Raw genomic sequence first — 15,022 nt, forward strand, 5'->3', positions numbered from 1 at the left:
GTTGTCGGCGTTAGCCGAAGTGAAACTCGTAAAGGCACTGTACGACGGGTTGATTGGCGAGCCGTTCATCATAATGCCGAAGGTCTCGTTCCCGCTATCGAGCACGTAGTACATCACAGACTGAATGTTGTGAGTCTTTCTTGCCGGATAGAACTGACCCAGTTGCGTGGTGATGTAGTTTGCCCGATACGCCTCAGTTTGTTCCGGACCCGTGTTCCACTCGGAGATGATGAATGGCACGCCGTATCTGGCTTTGCAATACGTCGGCAGATCGAAGCCCGGACCCGCACCATCCGTGCCGATGTCGAAGATATCGCCGTAGACTTCATAGTTGTGCCAGGTCGTGATGTCCCAGCGCACCTTGGAGTAACCGCTACTCCCGTCCGGCTGCGTTCCTTCCCACAACGCGTCGGACGCACCAACATCGTTCACGCAGAAGTTGATGCCGCACTTCGCGGAAGACTGAACCGATTTCACCCCGTCGATCATGCCCCGCATCACGCCTCGCATGACCGGCCAGTTCGCATTGTTGAAATCGAGGGCCTTCGTCCCTGCGTTGGTGGAATCCAGAATGATGGCACCATCGCGCGTCAATTCATTGCCGCACTCGTACATGGTCACGCCATACGACATCAGCGCGCCTGCAACCGCGGAGCCCGCCGAGTAGCCGGCGCTGTAGGCGGCCGACTCACCGCTGAAGAGTTTGCCGGTGCTGTCGTAGAGACCCTGGTTAATCAGCACCAGCAGCTTGATCCCAGCCGACTGAAAGGCCTGGGCCAGTTTGACAACCGCATTGATCTGGGTCGGGTCCGACGTGCAGCCGACGCGATAGCTGGTACAACCCATCGCTTTCAGCATCGTGACCAGTTGCGCAGGCGTGTAGGTGTAGTCGTAGTGCCCGTTGACACCATAGAAGCTACCCGCGCTCGGGGCGACGGCAATACGCGGATCGGTGCACGCCAGCCATTGGGCGCTCACCTCTGCGTTCGCGTAAAAATGGCCGCTCGTGTTGCAATGATAGATCTTGCCGCCGTACCAGAGTACGAGCGACACGTTGAAATTCACGCCTGCGACGGTGCCGTTCTTGTAGACAACGCCGTTCACGAGGGTCCATTTCGCGCCCGACTTATCGAGGATGTACGACGCGGAAGGCAGCGTGGTGCCGTCCGCGGAAATGCTGCCCAGACGCGGATCGATAGCGCTCACCCAGCTTGAGCCATTCCACTGATAGAACTGGCCACTCGCGTTCTCGTGATACATGCTCCCGTTGACCCACAACGCGAGCGCCACATTGTAGTTATTCCCTGCTACCGAACCGTTTTGATACAGCACGCCGCCTGACAGCGTCCATACGGCGCCTGTGCTGTCTGTGATCGAACCTGCCGGCGGCATTGTCGTACCGCTCGCGGACGCGGCGCTGGCATGTGCCGTTGCTTTGGCTGCAGCGGATACAGCGGTACCGCTGCTACCGTCTTGCGAGCCTCCGCCGCAGGCGCTCAAAAGATAGCTTCCACCAAGGGCCGCTAGCCCACCCATAAATTGACGTCGTTTTACCATGGCCGAATATTTTCCACTGTCGATAAAATATAAATATTGTTTTTTAGAGCTTTCGAATGAGAAAAAGCTGATAGATAACTCGGTTTACTTCGCGATCCTAATTATGAAAAAAGATCTTCTTACGTATCCCGGGTGCAGCTCAAAGCCTGATTAAACGGTCCGAGGTGAGACTCGATTAGATGCGGCCATCCAGCGGACGAGCGTCACGGATCGCCACGGCGAGCCGACGTACGCGTCCTACTGCGTTAGAAACCGATGGGAGACAACCTGACTACGATATCCACTGCTACTCAAAACTCTGCCACCACGCGAAACGCAAACGTTTGATCAGACGAATAGCCTTCTTGCTGATACTCGAAAATTCTTCCGCCCGCCTGTCGCGACTGGGGTAAATCGTACCCGCAATACCCGCTCGGTCCCACAAGAAATAGTATTTTTCGGACAAATAGTAAGATTATTTCTATTAGCTTGCCGCATCGCAAAAATCCCTGCTTTCTCATGATGATCATAGGATTGGATGGTCACCATCTTTCTGACTTCGACCCCAAGAAAAACCTCGTGCTGTGCGCGGTGAGTTCGGGGGTGGCATCAGATCAGCGGGCAATGCACCGTTCGGGAGCGTGTTGTCGCTTACGCTTCGATAACAACCAGGCCCAGACGCATACGAATTGTGTCCGACATTTCCGATTCCCTGAGAAGCGTCCGCACGGTGTCACTTCCCAGGGCTCTCGACGAAATCGACACTTAATTCGCCGCAGCGACAGAGAAATTCAAATCGTTATCCGAGGTTCAACATCGCCTTTATCACGTGACCCGCAATACTCGGATTCTCTTTGATTCGCCGCGTACTGTAGCCGTACCAGTCCTTGCCATAGGGGACATACACACGGACGTTGAATCCCATGCCGAGCAGCGTGTCACGCAATGGCTCGCACACACCTAGCAGCATCTGAAATTCGAACTTCGCACGATCCACACCTTCGCGACGCACAAGTGCGAGTATTTCGTCGATGAGCGCCGTGTCGTGTGTCGCGATGCCGACGAACGCGCCTGCTTTGAAACAGCGTGATACGTGTTCCATGAAATGCACGTTGATCGCCGCTCTGTCTTTGCTTGCACGCTCAACAAGGTGCGAGCGATCCTCCACATAGATCCCTTTGCAAATACGCACCGTACTGGTCTTGCGGAGCAGACGGTCGGTGTCCGCGTAAGTCCGTTTCAGATAGGCTTGCAAGGCCAGACCGACATTGCCATGCTCGCGTTCCACTCGCATGAAGAGGTCGATTTCTTTTTGCGTGCAGCTAACGTCTTCCATATCAATGCAGGCAAAGTTTCCATCGGCAGCCGCTACTTTCAGAATCTGTCGAACCAGACGCTCGCATTCTGCCTCGTCGACGAGTAGTCCGAGCGCGGACGGCTTGATCGATATTTCCGTGTTCAAACCGTGTGCCCGGATCGCCTCAAGTACTTTGGTGTACTCGCCGGCCATCGCCTCGGCTTCGCTCATCGATAAGACGGTTTCACCCAGCACGTCGAGGGTGGTGCTGAATCCGCAGGCGTTCAGCGTCTGGACTCGCGCGATGGCGTCGGCGAGTGAATCGCCCGCGATGTAGCGCCGCGAGATTTTCTGAATCAATGCACGGGGGATAAACGGAATGGCGAGCGCCGCCACCGTATTGAGAATACGCATGTTGTCATCCATGACGAAGAACAGTCAGCTCCCCTGGCGCACAAAGTTATGCGTATAGGTGAAGCAACCCAGCCAGTTTCGAGTTCGTCGAAACTGGCGCGAATAGCCGTACTCCCGCCAACGGTGTGGCGGCGAGTTCGACCTGGTTCAACGGGTCGTCAGTGGAGGCCAGGCAGCTGCGTACATTTTTTGCTGGAACGAGAAGGCTGCGATGCAAGGATGGTTTCTACGCTCGCCTGCGATGCGACATCATTAGATGCATCGAGACGGCGCTCGATATTATCACGCGCTTCACATGAAGACCGCCCCGATAAATCGACCGGATGGGAGGCGTGCCTCACCGCTTCGCACGCCCCGCCCCTCCACCGCGTCAGGCCGTGTGGCCGTGACTTCCCTGTTCACTGTCGAGATGGGCCATCTGCGCCGCCGCGTAACGTTCGCCTGCGGCAGCCCCAGGCGGTACTGCCTGCGCGATCGCAGCCAGATCGTCCGCGGTAAGTTTCACATCAACCGCCCCCAATGCTTCGGCAAGACGATCGCGCCGGCGCGCGCCAACCAGCGGCACGATATCGCTGCCCTGGGCTGCCACCCACGCAATCGCGATCTGCGCGACCGAGACGCCTTTTGCATCCGCCACCTTGCGAAGCGCATCGACCAGCGCGAGATTGTGATCGACGTTGTCGCCCTGAAAACGCGGACTCGTGGCGCGAAAATCGCCTTTCCCCGCAGACGCCTTGCTCCAGTGGCCACTGATCAAACCGCGGGACAACACGCCGTAGGCCGTCACGCCAATCCCGAGTTCGCGGCACGTCGGCAAGATTTCGGCTTCAATACCACGCGAAATCAGCGAGTACTCGATCTGCAGATCGCTCACGGGATGCACCGCTGCCGCGCGGCGAATCGTGGTCGCGCCCACTTCGGACAAACCGACGTGCCGCACATAACCGGCTTTGATCATGTCGGCAATTGCCCCCACCGTATCTTCGACAGGCACGTTGGGATCGAGCCGCGCAGAACGGTAGATGTCGATATGATCGACGCCCAGCCGTTGCAGCGAATAGGCGAGAAAGTTTTTGACCGCGGCGGGACGTGCATCGTAGAGCGACCAGCCACCTGCGGGGTCGCGCATTGCCCCGAATTTCACGCTGACGATCGCCGCATCGCGACGCGACGGCGGTGCGCTTTTCAGCGCCTCGCCGATCAGGATTTCGTTGTGACCGGAGCCGTAGAAGTCGCCCGTATCGAGCAGCGTGACGCCGGCTTCGAGCGCGGCGTGGATCGTGGCAATGCTTTCCGCGCGGTCGGACGGGCCGTACATGCCCGACATACCCATGCAGCCAAGACCGATAGCCGAGCTTTGCGGACCCGTCTTACCCAGTTGAAGTTGCTTCATCATGTTCCTTGGTAGTCGCGCCGCAAGAAAGGCGCTCGACCTGCAGTATCGGCCTAATTTCAGCGTGCGATAATCCACCTCAATCTGGATGACCCGTGCGGAAAGGCGAACAATGCAGGAACCCGATCTTTCCGATTTGAAAGCATTCGTCGCCGTCACGCGGGCCCGCGGATTTCGCCATGCCGCATTAACAAGCGCTGTGTCGGCCTCATCGCTTAGCGAAGCGGTTCGCAGGCTCGAACAGCAACTCGGCGTCAGGTTGCTCAATCGCACCACGCGCAGCGTCACGCCAACGGAAGCCGGGCAGCGTCTTTTCGACCGGCTCGCGCCAGCATTCGGGGAAATCGCCATCGCGCTGGACGCGGTGAATCTCTTTCGCGAAAGTCCTACCGGAACGCTGAAGTTGAACGTTCCGTCGATCGCGGCAAGAGAAATCCTGCCCGCGTTGCTCTCGCGCTTCCTTGCCGCTCACCCGGGTATCACGGTGGACGTCGGGACTAACGACACGTTCATCGATATCCTCGCAGCCGGTTTCGATGCCGGCATCCGCTACGACGAACGCCTCGAGCGCGACATGATCGCCGTGCCGATCGGCCCGCGCATTCAGCATTTCGTCGCGGCGGCTTCGCCGGCCTACCTTGTGGCCCGCGGCGTACCCGAGCATCCCGGCGAACTGCTGAACCACGCATGCATCGGACACCGCTTCGACAGCGGCGTGCTCGCGACATGGGAATTCAGACGGGGCGACGAGATCGTGCGTATCGAGCCAAACGGACCGATGATCGCCTCCGTGATCGAACTGCAACGCGGCGCGGCCATCGACGGACTGGGAATCGTCTATTCGTTCGACGAGTTTCTGCGGCCGGCCATCGAGCGCGGCGCGCTCGTGCGGGTGCTCGACGAGTGGTGTCAATCCTTCTCAGGCCCCTTTCTGTATTACCCGAGCCGGACCCACATGCCGGCACCGTTGCGGGCATTCGTCGACTTCATTCTCGCCACCAACGACCCCGATATTCAGCCGTAAGCGTGAGACGAAACGCGAAACACGATACGCCGGGCTAACCGCGCGGCACAGCTTACCGCGTCGCGTTGTACTGCATGAGCCCCGGCAACGCCTCCACCAGCGCATCCACAGCAAGGCGAACCTTCAGCGGCAAGTGAGGTGTCTGCAGCCAGAGCGCGTGGACGTCGTAGAGATATTCCGGCTCATCCGGCAGCAGTTGCACGAGGCCACCCATCTGAATGCGCTCGCGAACGAGCCAGGATGGGAGCCACGCAAGCCCCATCCCGAGCGCGGCCGCGTCGGCGATCGCGTCGAGATCGTCGAGCCGCAACCGGTTGGGCGGGGTGACCTCGACCGGCGACGTGCCGGCACGAGGAAACAGCCACGGGCGAATACGCCCCGAGCGCCTGTAGATGATCGCCTCGTGCCTGCTGAGTTCTTCTATCCGCCGAGGGTGCCCGTGCGCTGCCAGATAGGCGGGTGCTGCACAGACAACCATGTGCTGCCGCGCAATCCGGCGCGCGATGACCCCTGCTTTATCCTCCAGACTGCCCGTGCGGATGGAGAGATCGTAGTCGTCCTCTGCGAGATCGACTAAACGGTCGTTGAAGGACAGATCCAGTTCCAGCCTCGGATAGCGTTGCGCAAACGCCAGCAGGATCGGCGCAACACAGCGCCGCCCGGAGTGCACCGGCATCGAGACGCGCAGCTTGCCACGCGGTTCGGCAAGTTGATCCGCGGCGAGGGCATCCGCCGCATCCGCGTCGGCGAGTATGCCCCGGCAGCGTTCGTAGTAGGCACGCCCGAATTCCGTCAGGCTCTGGCGGCGTGTGGTTCGCGTAATCAGCCGCACGCCCAGGCGCTCCTCGAGAAAGCGGACGTGCTTGCCGACCATCGGTCCGGACAAGTCGAGTGCGTCCGCCGCGGCTGCGAACGAGCCCAGATCGACAGCTTTGACGAACACGGCCATGCTCGTGAGGCGATCCATATTAGTAACCAGTGGTTTCGACTGTTCTAGTTATACCGCCATTTATCCGCCGTTGCAGCGCTGTCATAGTTAAATCGTTCCAATTACTTCCGAGTTGAAACCATGACACGTGTTATTCGCTTTCATCAGCATGGCGGTCCCGAGGTTCTGCGCATCGAGGACATCGCCGTTCCACCGCCCGCTCAAGGGGAGGTTCAAATTCGTGTGAAGGCGTTGGGCCTTAACCGCGCCGAGGCCATGCTGCGCGCGGGCGTCTACATCGAAACGCCAACGCTGCCTTCGGGTCTTGGCTACGAGGCTGCGGGTATCGTCGATCGGATCGGGGCAGGCGTGCAAGAATTCGCGCCGGGCGACGCCGTCAGCGTCGTGCCGCCGCCGACCATGCTTCGCTGGCCCGCCTACGGCGAGGTGGCCACCTTTCCTGCCGAATTCGTCGTCAAGCATCCGCCGTCGCTCAGTTGGGAAGCGGCTGCGGCAGTCTGGATGCAATATCTCACCGCTTACGGTGCGTTGATCGACATCGGCAAACTGGGCAAGGGGGACTTCGCTGTCGTGACGGCGGCATCGAGCAGTGTCGGCCTTGCCGCGATCCAGATTGCCAATAGCGTCGGCGCAACCCCTATCGCGGTCACGCGAACCTCGGCCAAGAGGCAGGCGTTGCTCGAGTTGGGCGCGGCCCATGTCGTCGCCTCAGCGGAGGAGGATCTGGCGGGCCGGTTGAAGGAAATCGCGGGACCGCAGGGGGTGAGGGTTGTGCTGGACCCCATCGGCGGCCCCATCTTCGAGCCGCTCACGGACGCCATGTCTGCTGGCGGCATCCTGATCGAATACGGCGCCCTGAGTTCTCAACCGACACCCTTCCCGCTATTCACCGTGTTGAGCAAGGCACTGACGCTGCGCGGCTACCTTGTGCACGAGATTATCGGCGACCCGGCGCGGCTGGCGGCCGCCAAGGCTTTCATTCTTGACGGGCTAACCTCGGGTGCCTTGAAGCCCGTGATCGCCAGGACCTTCCCGTTCGACCAGATCGTCGACGCACATCGCTTTATGGAGTCGAATGAACAGTTGGGGAAGATTGTCGTGACGGTTTGAACGAGGCCAGGGACAGTCTGAGACTGTCCGCTCAGCCGGCGGCGACGACGTTGATGCGCAACGCTTCGCCACCGGCTGCGATCGCCAGCAAATGGTCGACGTTCGGGTGCGCGCCCGGGCGGTTGCGCGCGTCGGCCGTATGCTCGGCGAACACGGCAAGGCCGTGTTCTGCCGCCCTGGCGTCCAGCGTGCCGAAGGCTTGCTGCAGATAGTTGTACACCGCGAGCGAGCCCTGCTTGCCCGGCTTGTTTTCGATGCTGGCCACCACGGCGCCCTTGCCGTCGAGCAGATCGATACGTTCGATACCATCGATGGCAGGCAGTTGGGCGAGGTTGTCCTTGAACACGTTGCTCGGCTGAATCACTGAAAACACTCCTTCTATTCGGAAAAATGCGGCGAGCCGTATCTTAGCCGATAGGGTACGGCGCATCGCGTTAAGCGGCGCCGCTTCGCACGGTTCACCGCACACGCTTCGGTTTTTCCGAACTATCGCTCCCGGATTAGCAGATTTATCCGTTCCGCCACCTGACGCAGACTGAGGTTCACCACCACTGCGGACCTTGTCCGCGCCAGGAGCCTCAACATGCGTACCTATCCGCGTAACAGTCCTCAAGCCGCCGCACGTATCGTCGCGCTGGCGCTCATCTCCGACGGCCACGTCAGCAGCGCGGAAGAGCGCGCACTCGAAAGTCTGGATATCGCCGGCGAACTGGGTCTCGCGCCAGCGCAATTCGCGCAGATCGTGCAGACGATGTGCGAGGACCAATCGGTCGCGCACACGCCGGCGGTCGGCCAACTCGATGCGGCCCTGCTCACCACCTTGTTCGGCGAAATCGACGACCCCGCGTTGCGTCGCAAGGTGATGCGGCTGTGCCTCGCCGTCACCATCGCGGACAACTATCTGGCGGACGGCGAAATCGCCTTGCTCGCTGCCGTGTTCAGGGCGTGGGGACCTCAGCCAACCCCGGTCGCAAGTCCGCACGGCGCGCTGCTCGACGCGCCGCGCGCTCACGCACGTACGGCGGCGATCACCTGAGAAGCGAGCGCATGATGTTGCCCGCGCCGCGAGCGGATCGCGTGGATTTCTTCGACTACGCCTTCCGCCCGGCCGAGCCAGCGCAGTCCGCGCAGCAACGCCACGTCTTCCGCGCCCAGTTCCGCGAGCGGAAACACGCCGAGACCCCGCGCGGCGAACACCGCCATCAGCGCGCTGTCTTCGAACTCGCCGACGATTCGCGGGCGGATCCCGGTGGTGTCGAACCACCGGTCGAGCCGCGCGCGCAACGCGCCGTGCCCGGTCGGCAAAAGGACGGGCAAACCGGCCAGGCACTGCGGAAAGCCTGCGCGGGCGGACTTGCCGACGATCCCAGCGGGACCGTACCAGTCGACCGGCGAACCGACGAGGCGCTGGCTCACGACGCGCAGGTCCGCGTTGTGCGGCGCGGGCTGGCAGGCAAGCACCAGATCGAGCCGATGGAGCGCGAGTTCGGACAACAGTTGCGCATGCTCGCCTTCGTGACATAACAGCCTGAGCGAAGGCGTAGCGAGCACCGGTGCCAGCAGCGCATGCGCCGCGAGCTTGGAGATACCGTCGGAAAGACCCACGGCGAGCCGCGCAGTGCGCTCCCCGCCCGCCTCGCGCATCTCGTCGAGCAGCGCCTCGCCAATCTGGAAAATCTGCTCCGCGCGATTGAATGCCGTCTCGCCGGCTTCGGTCATGGTGACGCCGCGCCCGGCCGGTTTCAGCAACTGGCGTCCGATCGATTTTTCCAGCTCGCGTACCTGCGCGCTGATGGTTTGAACCGCCATGTCCAGACGCTCGGCCGCACGCGCGAAGCCGCCCTCTTTCACGACGATCCAGAAATAGTACAGATGGCGATAGTTGAGCATGGGGCGGAAACACTTCGAAAAAAACGATATATCGCTCAGATTATCACTGATTTATCCGAACCATGAAGATCGCGATGATAGCGGCATACCGAAGTTGACCGTTATCCGTTACCCATTACTTACGAACCCATGGATTCCTTACTCATTCTCGCTGCCGACCCCGCCGTATGGGCTGCGCTTCTCACGCTGGTCGTGATGGAAATCGTGCTCGGCATCGACAACCTGATCTTCATCTCGATCCTCAGCAACAAGTTGCCGGAAGCACAGCGCGCGCGCACGCAGCGCCTCGGCATCATGCTCGCACTCGTGTTGCGGCTCGGCCTGCTCGGCACTGTCGCGTGGATCGCGCAACTGACTGCGCCTGCCGTGACGCTGTTCGGCCACGCGTTTTCATGGCGCGACCTGATCCTGCTCGGCGGCGGCCTGTTCCTCGTCTGGAAAGCGACGAGTGAAATTCACCACAACGTCGTCCAGGCCGAACAGGTACGCGACAAGGCGAGCACGACCGTGCAGTTGACCGCCATGGCTGCGATTGGACAAATCCTGCTGCTCGATATCGTGTTTTCAGTCGACAGCATCATCACCGCGGTCGGGATGACCGAGCACATGCCGATCATGTTCATTGCCGTGATTGCCGCGGTCATGGTGATGCTGTTCGCTGCTAACCCGCTGTCGCGCTTTATCGACCGGAATCCGAGCATCGTCATGCTCGCGCTCGGCTTCCTGCTGGTGATCGGCATGACGCTCATCGCGGAAGGTTTTGGTTCACACGTGCCGAAGGCTTACATCTATGCGGCTATGGCGTTCTCCGCGTTTGTCGAGGCACTGAACATGCTGGTGCGCCGCGCGAAATCGAAGCAGGTGTTTAGCGCTGGGCAATAAACGTCCATCGATTTTTTTATCCCTAAGGAGCAACCCGATGAAATGTCCCGTTTGCAAAACCGCTGACTTGCTGATGACCGAGCGACGCTCGATCGAAATCGACTACTGCCCGGTCTGCCGGGGCGTCTGGCTCGATCGCGGCGAACTCGACAAGCTGATCGCGCAGGATGCCGGAAGCGACGGCGCGCCGATGAGCGCTGCCGCGCGCCCGAGCCGGAACGACCAGGCGGATCGCGACCGCGCGCACCACGGCGACCATGCGCACAACAACGACCGTGCCCACAACAGCGACCATGCGTACGACCGCAACCGCGCGTACGACAACAACCGCTCGCATGACAGTCACCGCACGGACTATCGCGGTCACAAGAAAAAGCGCTCGCTGTTCGACATGTTCGATTTCGACTAACGGTGTCCGCCGATACAGGAACCAGGCGGCTAGTATCGAATCAAGGGCGCGCGCTGCTATCAGCCGCGCCCTTTCGCTTTTCCCCTCTTTACCTCTTCTGGCGTGGCCTCGTGCCCTCACCAAACCCTTCAGACAAATAACACGGCCTCACGTGTCATCGACAGAGCGGACTGGCGCGTTAATGCGTCAATACAGCATTAACGGTTTGAGCGCGGGCTGTCTGCGCTGAATCTCCTGGCGCACGCCGCCTTGATGCTTCCCCAAATTGTCTTCCCTGCCTGTCTATTGTTCAGATGCCAATTTCACTCGTTTCGATTAAAAAAACCGGCGCGCTTGCTGCGCTGACGTATTGCGCGCTCACCATCGCGATGCCGGCTCAGGCAGCCGACAACGTGATCGTGCTCGACTCCGGCGAAGCCCAACTGACGCTGATCGATCCGGCCACGCACAAGGTCATCGGCACGGAGCCGACCGGTAAGGAACCGCATCATCTGATGATTACGCCCGACGGTCACTCGCTGATCGTCGCCGATTCGATTTCGAATGACCTGATGTTCCTCGATCCGCACACGGGCCGCGTACAACGCAAGGTCGAAGATATCGAAGATCCCTATCAGCTCGGTTTCTCGCCCGATCACAAATGGTTCGTCACCGCCGGCCTGCGGCTGGATCGCGTCGACGTGTACCACTACGACGGCCAGAACGTGACGCTCGCCAAACGCGTCCCGCTCTCCAAGACGCCGAGTCACATGACGTTCTCGTCCGATAGCAAGATCGTGTTCGTCACGCTGCAGGACACGGGCGAAGTCGCCGCGATCGATCTGGCGACGCAGTCGGTGCTGTGGAAACTGCATGTCGGCAACACGCCCGCCGGCCTCTGGATGACGCCGGGCGACCGCTATCTGTTGATCGGCATGACGGGCGAAGACGACGTCGCCGTGGTGGATTGGCACAAGCAGCAAGTGGTGAAGAAAATCCAGACGGGGCGAGGCGCGCACAACTTCCGCAACCTCGACGACGGTCATCACGTGGCGCTCACGAACCGCGTGGAAAGCACGATCAGCATTCTCGATTACAACACGCTGACAAAAACCGCCGACATCACCGGACTCCTGCCCGGCCCTGACGACATGGAACTTTCCGCGGATCGCCGCTATCTGTGGGTCACGTTCCGTTTTTCGCGGCATGTCGGCATCATCGATCTGACGACGCAAAAACTTGTCGACACAATCGCGGTCGGACGCTCACCGCACGGCTTGTACTTCGACAACCGTGCGCCCGTGTATGCACCCAATCCGGACTGACCCGGTTTTTGTGCTTGTGACCGTACCCGCAATTTCAAAAGGTTTTCGATGATCCACGAAATCGTCGCACAACTCGACAACGGCATCTCGGCGTTGCAGACCCTCCTGTACGTCGACGTGGTGCAGCCGCTGTTCTATCGCTTCGGCCTGATGGGATACGACGAGGACACCTACGACGCACTCTATTGGGTGATCATCGGCGTGCTGGAAATAGTGATCACGTATATCGCCTTGCGGCCACTGGAGGCGCTGCGCCCCATCGAAGCGTGGTCCGACCGGAAAGCGCTGCGAGCCGATGTGATCTACACATGGATTGCCAAGCTCGGCATCATCAATATCGCGTTCTTCTTCATGCTGCAGCCGCTGTTCGATCACTGGCAAAGTCTGATGGCGATCTACAACGTGCCGAACATCGACGTCGACGGATTGTGGCCGGGCGTCACGGATCAGCCGGTCGTGTCGTTCCTGATCTATCTGATCGTGCTCGATTTCTTCGGCTACTGGTATCACCGCTGGCAGCACCGCTTCGGCGTGTGGTGGGAACTGCACGCCGTGCACCATAGCCAGCAGCAGATGTCATTGTGGGCCGACGACCGCAATCACTTTCTCGACGACATCATTCAGGCCGCGTTCTTTGCCGCCATTTCGCTGTTCATCGGCGTGCAGCCGACGCAGTTCGTCGTGCTGGTCGCCGTCGGCAACTTCATGCAAAGCGTGCAGCACGTGAACGCGCGCTTGCCGTATGGATGGCTGCTCGAGCGCACGATCGTCAGTCCGATTTTTCATCGGCGTCACCACGCCATCGGCTACGGCCATGAAGGCACGCGCTACGGCTGCAACTTCGGCGTGCTGTTTCCGTGGTGGGACATGATGTTCAGGACCGCGTCGTGGGACGCTACCGTCGAGCCGACCGGCATTCGTGACCAGTTGCCCGCGCCGCACGGCGCCGGGCGCTCCTACGGCAACGGCTTGATCATGCAGCAATGGCGCGCGTTTGGCCGCATTGCCATGCGTCTGCGCGGACAACGCAATTACAGCGGTGTGACGGACTGATCGTCATCGCCGTCGCCGTGGAATGGGCGCCTCATCCCAAACCCACGGCTCGCACGATCAGCAACATCCCCGCGCCGACAATGCCGGCCCCAATGACGCGCGCCGCGCGCTCGCCATTCGGAGCAAGGCGTTCGATCGTGATGGCCGCCGTCACGCCGGCCATCACCCGCCAATCCATGACGCCTGCAACCAGCAGGATCATGGTCAGGCCGGCGCAGCAGTAGATGCAGTGGAGGCCGAGGCGCAAGCCGTGCCGCCACGCCGTGGCGGCGCCCGCGGGCACCCCGGGCACCCGCTGCAACCCCTGCAACCCCTGCAACATCAGGCAGCGGCCCGGCGCCGCGCGGCAGCAAGCAAGACGGCGTGCCTTCCACGCGGTGAACTGCAGCGCCCCGGCGATCAGCACGATCACACCGACCGCAACCGGAACGGCGCGCGCCAGCGCCGGCAGTTCCCTCTCGAGCGCCGCGAGCGCAACGCCCAGCGGAAACACGGCCACGCCGAGCGCGGTCCACACGAAGAAGTACCCGCTCCCCACCAGCACCGTCAGCGAGGCGAGACGCGTCTCGCCTGTTGCGCCGACCGCCCGGCGATAGCGCCACAGCATGGGGACGAGCGAGGGCAGCATCATCGCGACCATCATCACGATCCACATGCCGAGGAACGACGCCGCGAGGCCCGGCCACGTCTGTCCGCACATCCGCATCCACGCTGCCGACATCGTCCAGCCGCCGGGCATCGGCATCCCGCCCATCGCCGACATGGATTCGGCGCCGGCGATCGTCGCCGCTACGCTGACGGCGAAGAGCAGCGACGAAATGCCGAAGAGCGCCCGCTGCGGAACGGGCACCTCGGGCACCTCGTGCACCCCGGGCACGTGCGGCATGTTGGTCGAGCGGCCCGGCATCTGCCGCCCGCCCGTGGCGCTAACGTGTTCCATCACCGGGCTCAGCGCGTTTCGTACTCGTCGTGGCGCTTCCACCAGACGCCCGCCTCATTGCGACCCTTCGGGGCCCGGTCGAGCCATTGATACATGCCCCAGATCCCATCCACGCCGCGCGCGTAGGTGGAATACGTGTGATAGACCACGCCGTCCTCGAGGACGAACGCGCTCAAACCCGGCCTGTCACGCGTATACGTCGCCGCGTCGGTGCCGCATGTCGCCGCGAACTGAACGACGGGCTCCGGAATCTGCGCCGCGTCCATCGCGTGGCCACCGCGCTCGTAGTTGTACTCGATGCTCCCTTCGCGCTGTTGCGCCTCGGTAAACGCGATGTTGAAGTCGAAGTTGAAATCGCTTCCGTACGAAGACGCCCAAGGAAATGTCCACCCCATCCGGCGCTGGTACGTCTGCAGCTTCTCGAACGGCGCCCGCGACACCGCCGACAATGTGACGTCGTGATTCGCCAGATGAACCGCGATGCCGTTGAACCCGTCGGCAATCGACGAGCACGACGGGCACCCCGCCTTGTAGTCGGGTCCGAACATGAAGTGGTACACGAGAAGCTGCGAGCGTCCTTTGAAGAGGTCGGCAAGCGAGACACTTCCCGCCTCGGTTTCGAAGCGGTACTTCTTGTCGATCCGCACCCAGGGCAGTTCCTGCCGCTGCAGCGCCACCGCATCGCTCTGCCGCGTGAGCGCCTTCTCCGCTTCAAGCAGTTCGAGCCGCGCGGCTAACCACGCTTCGCGTGTGCCGGTTGTATGTGTCGTGGTCATGCTTGCCTCCTTGGGCGTCCTGCGCCGTTCGCTCAATTGTCGAGA

General features: G+C 61.2%; 15 protein-coding genes. 7 read left to right on the forward strand and 8 right to left on the reverse strand.

All coding sequences use genetic code 11. From position 1 onward, the window contains the following. The 3 genes from PQR67_RS26380 to PQR67_RS26390 form a co-directional block, all read right to left on the reverse strand. The coding region (locus PQR67_RS26380; RefSeq protein WP_408465641.1) for a hypothetical protein at window positions 1–1,557 on the reverse strand (1,557 nt) is incomplete at its 3' end. Between the two features lie 778 nt (window positions 1,558–2,335). Further along, window positions 2,336–3,229 carry a proline dehydrogenase family protein gene (locus PQR67_RS26385; protein WP_408465643.1) on the reverse strand — a complete coding sequence of 298 codons (894 nt, stop codon included), beginning with the start codon at window positions 3,227–3,229 and terminating at the stop codon, window positions 2,336–2,338. 388 nt (window positions 3,230–3,617) lie between these two features. Beyond that, complete coding sequence (locus PQR67_RS26390) at window positions 3,618–4,640, reverse strand: aldo/keto reductase (protein ID WP_408465865.1); 1,023 nt, start codon at window positions 4,638–4,640, stop codon at window positions 3,618–3,620. A gap of 112 nt (window positions 4,641–4,752) precedes the next feature. On the opposite strand from PQR67_RS26390, the gene PQR67_RS26395 reads away from it, so the two are divergent. Beyond that, window positions 4,753–5,664 carry a LysR family transcriptional regulator gene (locus tag PQR67_RS26395; RefSeq protein ID WP_408465645.1) on the forward strand — a complete coding sequence of 304 codons (912 nt, stop codon included), beginning with the start codon at window positions 4,753–4,755 and terminating at the stop codon, window positions 5,662–5,664. A 52-nt stretch (window positions 5,665–5,716) separates the two neighbouring features. Here the strand turns inward: PQR67_RS26395 and PQR67_RS26400 are convergent, their stop codons facing one another. After that, entirely contained in the window at window positions 5,717–6,631 is a 915-nt protein-coding gene (locus PQR67_RS26400) for a LysR family transcriptional regulator (RefSeq protein WP_408465647.1), read from the reverse strand. A gap of 102 nt (window positions 6,632–6,733) precedes the next feature. Between PQR67_RS26400 and PQR67_RS26405 the strand changes: the two genes are divergently transcribed. Next, the gene (locus PQR67_RS26405; RefSeq protein ID WP_408465649.1) at window positions 6,734–7,723 is read left to right on the forward strand and encodes a zinc-dependent alcohol dehydrogenase family protein; all 990 of its coding nucleotides are present in this window, start codon (window positions 6,734–6,736) and stop codon (window positions 7,721–7,723) included. Window positions 7,724–7,754: 31 nt separating this feature from the next. Here the strand turns inward: PQR67_RS26405 and PQR67_RS26410 are convergent, their stop codons facing one another. After that, complete coding sequence (locus PQR67_RS26410; protein ID WP_408465651.1) at window positions 7,755–8,087, reverse strand: DUF2322 family protein; 333 nt, start codon at window positions 8,085–8,087, stop codon at window positions 7,755–7,757. Window positions 8,088–8,306: 219 nt separating this feature from the next. On the opposite strand from PQR67_RS26410, the gene PQR67_RS26415 reads away from it, so the two are divergent. After that, the gene (locus PQR67_RS26415) at window positions 8,307–8,759 is read left to right on the forward strand and encodes a TerB family tellurite resistance protein (RefSeq protein ID WP_408465653.1); all 453 of its coding nucleotides are present in this window, start codon (window positions 8,307–8,309) and stop codon (window positions 8,757–8,759) included. On the opposite strand, the gene PQR67_RS26420 is transcribed toward PQR67_RS26415, so the two are convergent. After that, on the reverse strand, window positions 8,732–9,613 hold the full coding sequence (locus PQR67_RS26420) for a LysR family transcriptional regulator (protein WP_408465655.1): 882 nt from the start codon (window positions 9,611–9,613) through the stop codon (window positions 8,732–8,734). The two genes, PQR67_RS26415 and PQR67_RS26420, sit on opposite strands and share 28 nt — an antisense overlap. A gap of 129 nt (window positions 9,614–9,742) precedes the next feature. Between PQR67_RS26420 and PQR67_RS26425 the strand changes: the two genes are divergently transcribed. The 4 genes from PQR67_RS26425 (at window position 9,743) to PQR67_RS26440 (ending at window position 13,261) form a co-directional block, all read left to right on the forward strand. Continuing rightward, a complete protein-coding gene (locus PQR67_RS26425; RefSeq protein WP_408465657.1) occupies window positions 9,743–10,495 on the forward strand; it encodes a TerC family protein in 753 nt (250 codons plus the stop codon). Window positions 10,496–10,532: 37 nt separating this feature from the next. Further along, the gene (locus tag PQR67_RS26430) at window positions 10,533–10,904 is read left to right on the forward strand and encodes a TFIIB-type zinc ribbon-containing protein (protein WP_408465659.1); all 372 of its coding nucleotides are present in this window, start codon (window positions 10,533–10,535) and stop codon (window positions 10,902–10,904) included. A gap of 293 nt (window positions 10,905–11,197) precedes the next feature. Beyond that, window positions 11,198–12,208: a YVTN family beta-propeller repeat protein gene (locus PQR67_RS26435; protein WP_408465661.1), complete on the forward strand. Its 1,011-nt coding sequence runs from the start codon at window positions 11,198–11,200 to the stop codon at window positions 12,206–12,208. A gap of 48 nt (window positions 12,209–12,256) precedes the next feature. After that, window positions 12,257–13,261 (forward strand): sterol desaturase family protein, encoded by a 1,005-nt coding sequence (locus tag PQR67_RS26440; protein WP_408465663.1) that lies wholly within the window; start codon window positions 12,257–12,259, stop codon window positions 13,259–13,261. A 31-nt stretch (window positions 13,262–13,292) separates the two neighbouring features. On the opposite strand, the gene PQR67_RS26445 is transcribed toward PQR67_RS26440, so the two are convergent. Continuing rightward, window positions 13,293–14,147, reverse strand: coding sequence for a DUF2182 domain-containing protein (locus PQR67_RS26445; RefSeq protein WP_408465867.1), 855 nt, complete (start codon window positions 14,145–14,147; stop codon window positions 13,293–13,295). 62 nt (window positions 14,148–14,209) lie between these two features. Beyond that, window positions 14,210–14,977, reverse strand: coding sequence for a DUF899 domain-containing protein (locus tag PQR67_RS26450; RefSeq protein WP_408465665.1), 768 nt, complete (start codon window positions 14,975–14,977; stop codon window positions 14,210–14,212). Between the last annotated feature and the right edge of the window lie 45 nt (window positions 14,978–15,022).

It is taken from the genome of Paraburkholderia fungorum (assembly GCF_046026025.1).
Taxonomy (GTDB): Bacteria; Pseudomonadota; Gammaproteobacteria; order Burkholderiales; family Burkholderiaceae; genus Paraburkholderia; species Paraburkholderia fungorum_E.

Coding starts and splice junctions, on each gene's coding strand:
- PQR67_RS26390 (WP_408465865.1), bottom strand. CDS start 4,640: ATGAAGCAACTTCAACTGGGTAAGACGGGTCCGCAAAGCTCGGCTATC.
- PQR67_RS26395 (WP_408465645.1), top strand. CDS start 4,753: ATGCAGGAACCCGATCTTTCCGATTTGAAAGCATTCGTCGCCGTCACG.
- PQR67_RS26400 (WP_408465647.1), bottom strand. CDS start 6,631: ATGGATCGCCTCACGAGCATGGCCGTGTTCGTCAAAGCTGTCGATCTG.
- PQR67_RS26405 (WP_408465649.1), top strand. CDS start 6,734: ATGACACGTGTTATTCGCTTTCATCAGCATGGCGGTCCCGAGGTTCTG.
- PQR67_RS26415 (WP_408465653.1), top strand. CDS start 8,307: ATGCGTACCTATCCGCGTAACAGTCCTCAAGCCGCCGCACGTATCGTC.
- PQR67_RS26420 (WP_408465655.1), bottom strand. CDS start 9,613: ATGCTCAACTATCGCCATCTGTACTATTTCTGGATCGTCGTGAAAGAG.
- PQR67_RS26425 (WP_408465657.1), top strand. CDS start 9,743: ATGGATTCCTTACTCATTCTCGCTGCCGACCCCGCCGTATGGGCTGCG.
- PQR67_RS26430 (WP_408465659.1), top strand. CDS start 10,533: ATGAAATGTCCCGTTTGCAAAACCGCTGACTTGCTGATGACCGAGCGA.
- PQR67_RS26435 (WP_408465661.1), top strand. CDS start 11,198: ATGCCAATTTCACTCGTTTCGATTAAAAAAACCGGCGCGCTTGCTGCG.
- PQR67_RS26440 (WP_408465663.1), top strand. CDS start 12,257: ATGATCCACGAAATCGTCGCACAACTCGACAACGGCATCTCGGCGTTG.
- PQR67_RS26445 (WP_408465867.1), bottom strand. CDS start 14,147: ATGCCGCACGTGCCCGGGGTGCACGAGGTGCCCGAGGTGCCCGTTCCG.
- PQR67_RS26450 (WP_408465665.1), bottom strand. CDS start 14,977: ATGACCACGACACATACAACCGGCACACGCGAAGCGTGGTTAGCCGCG.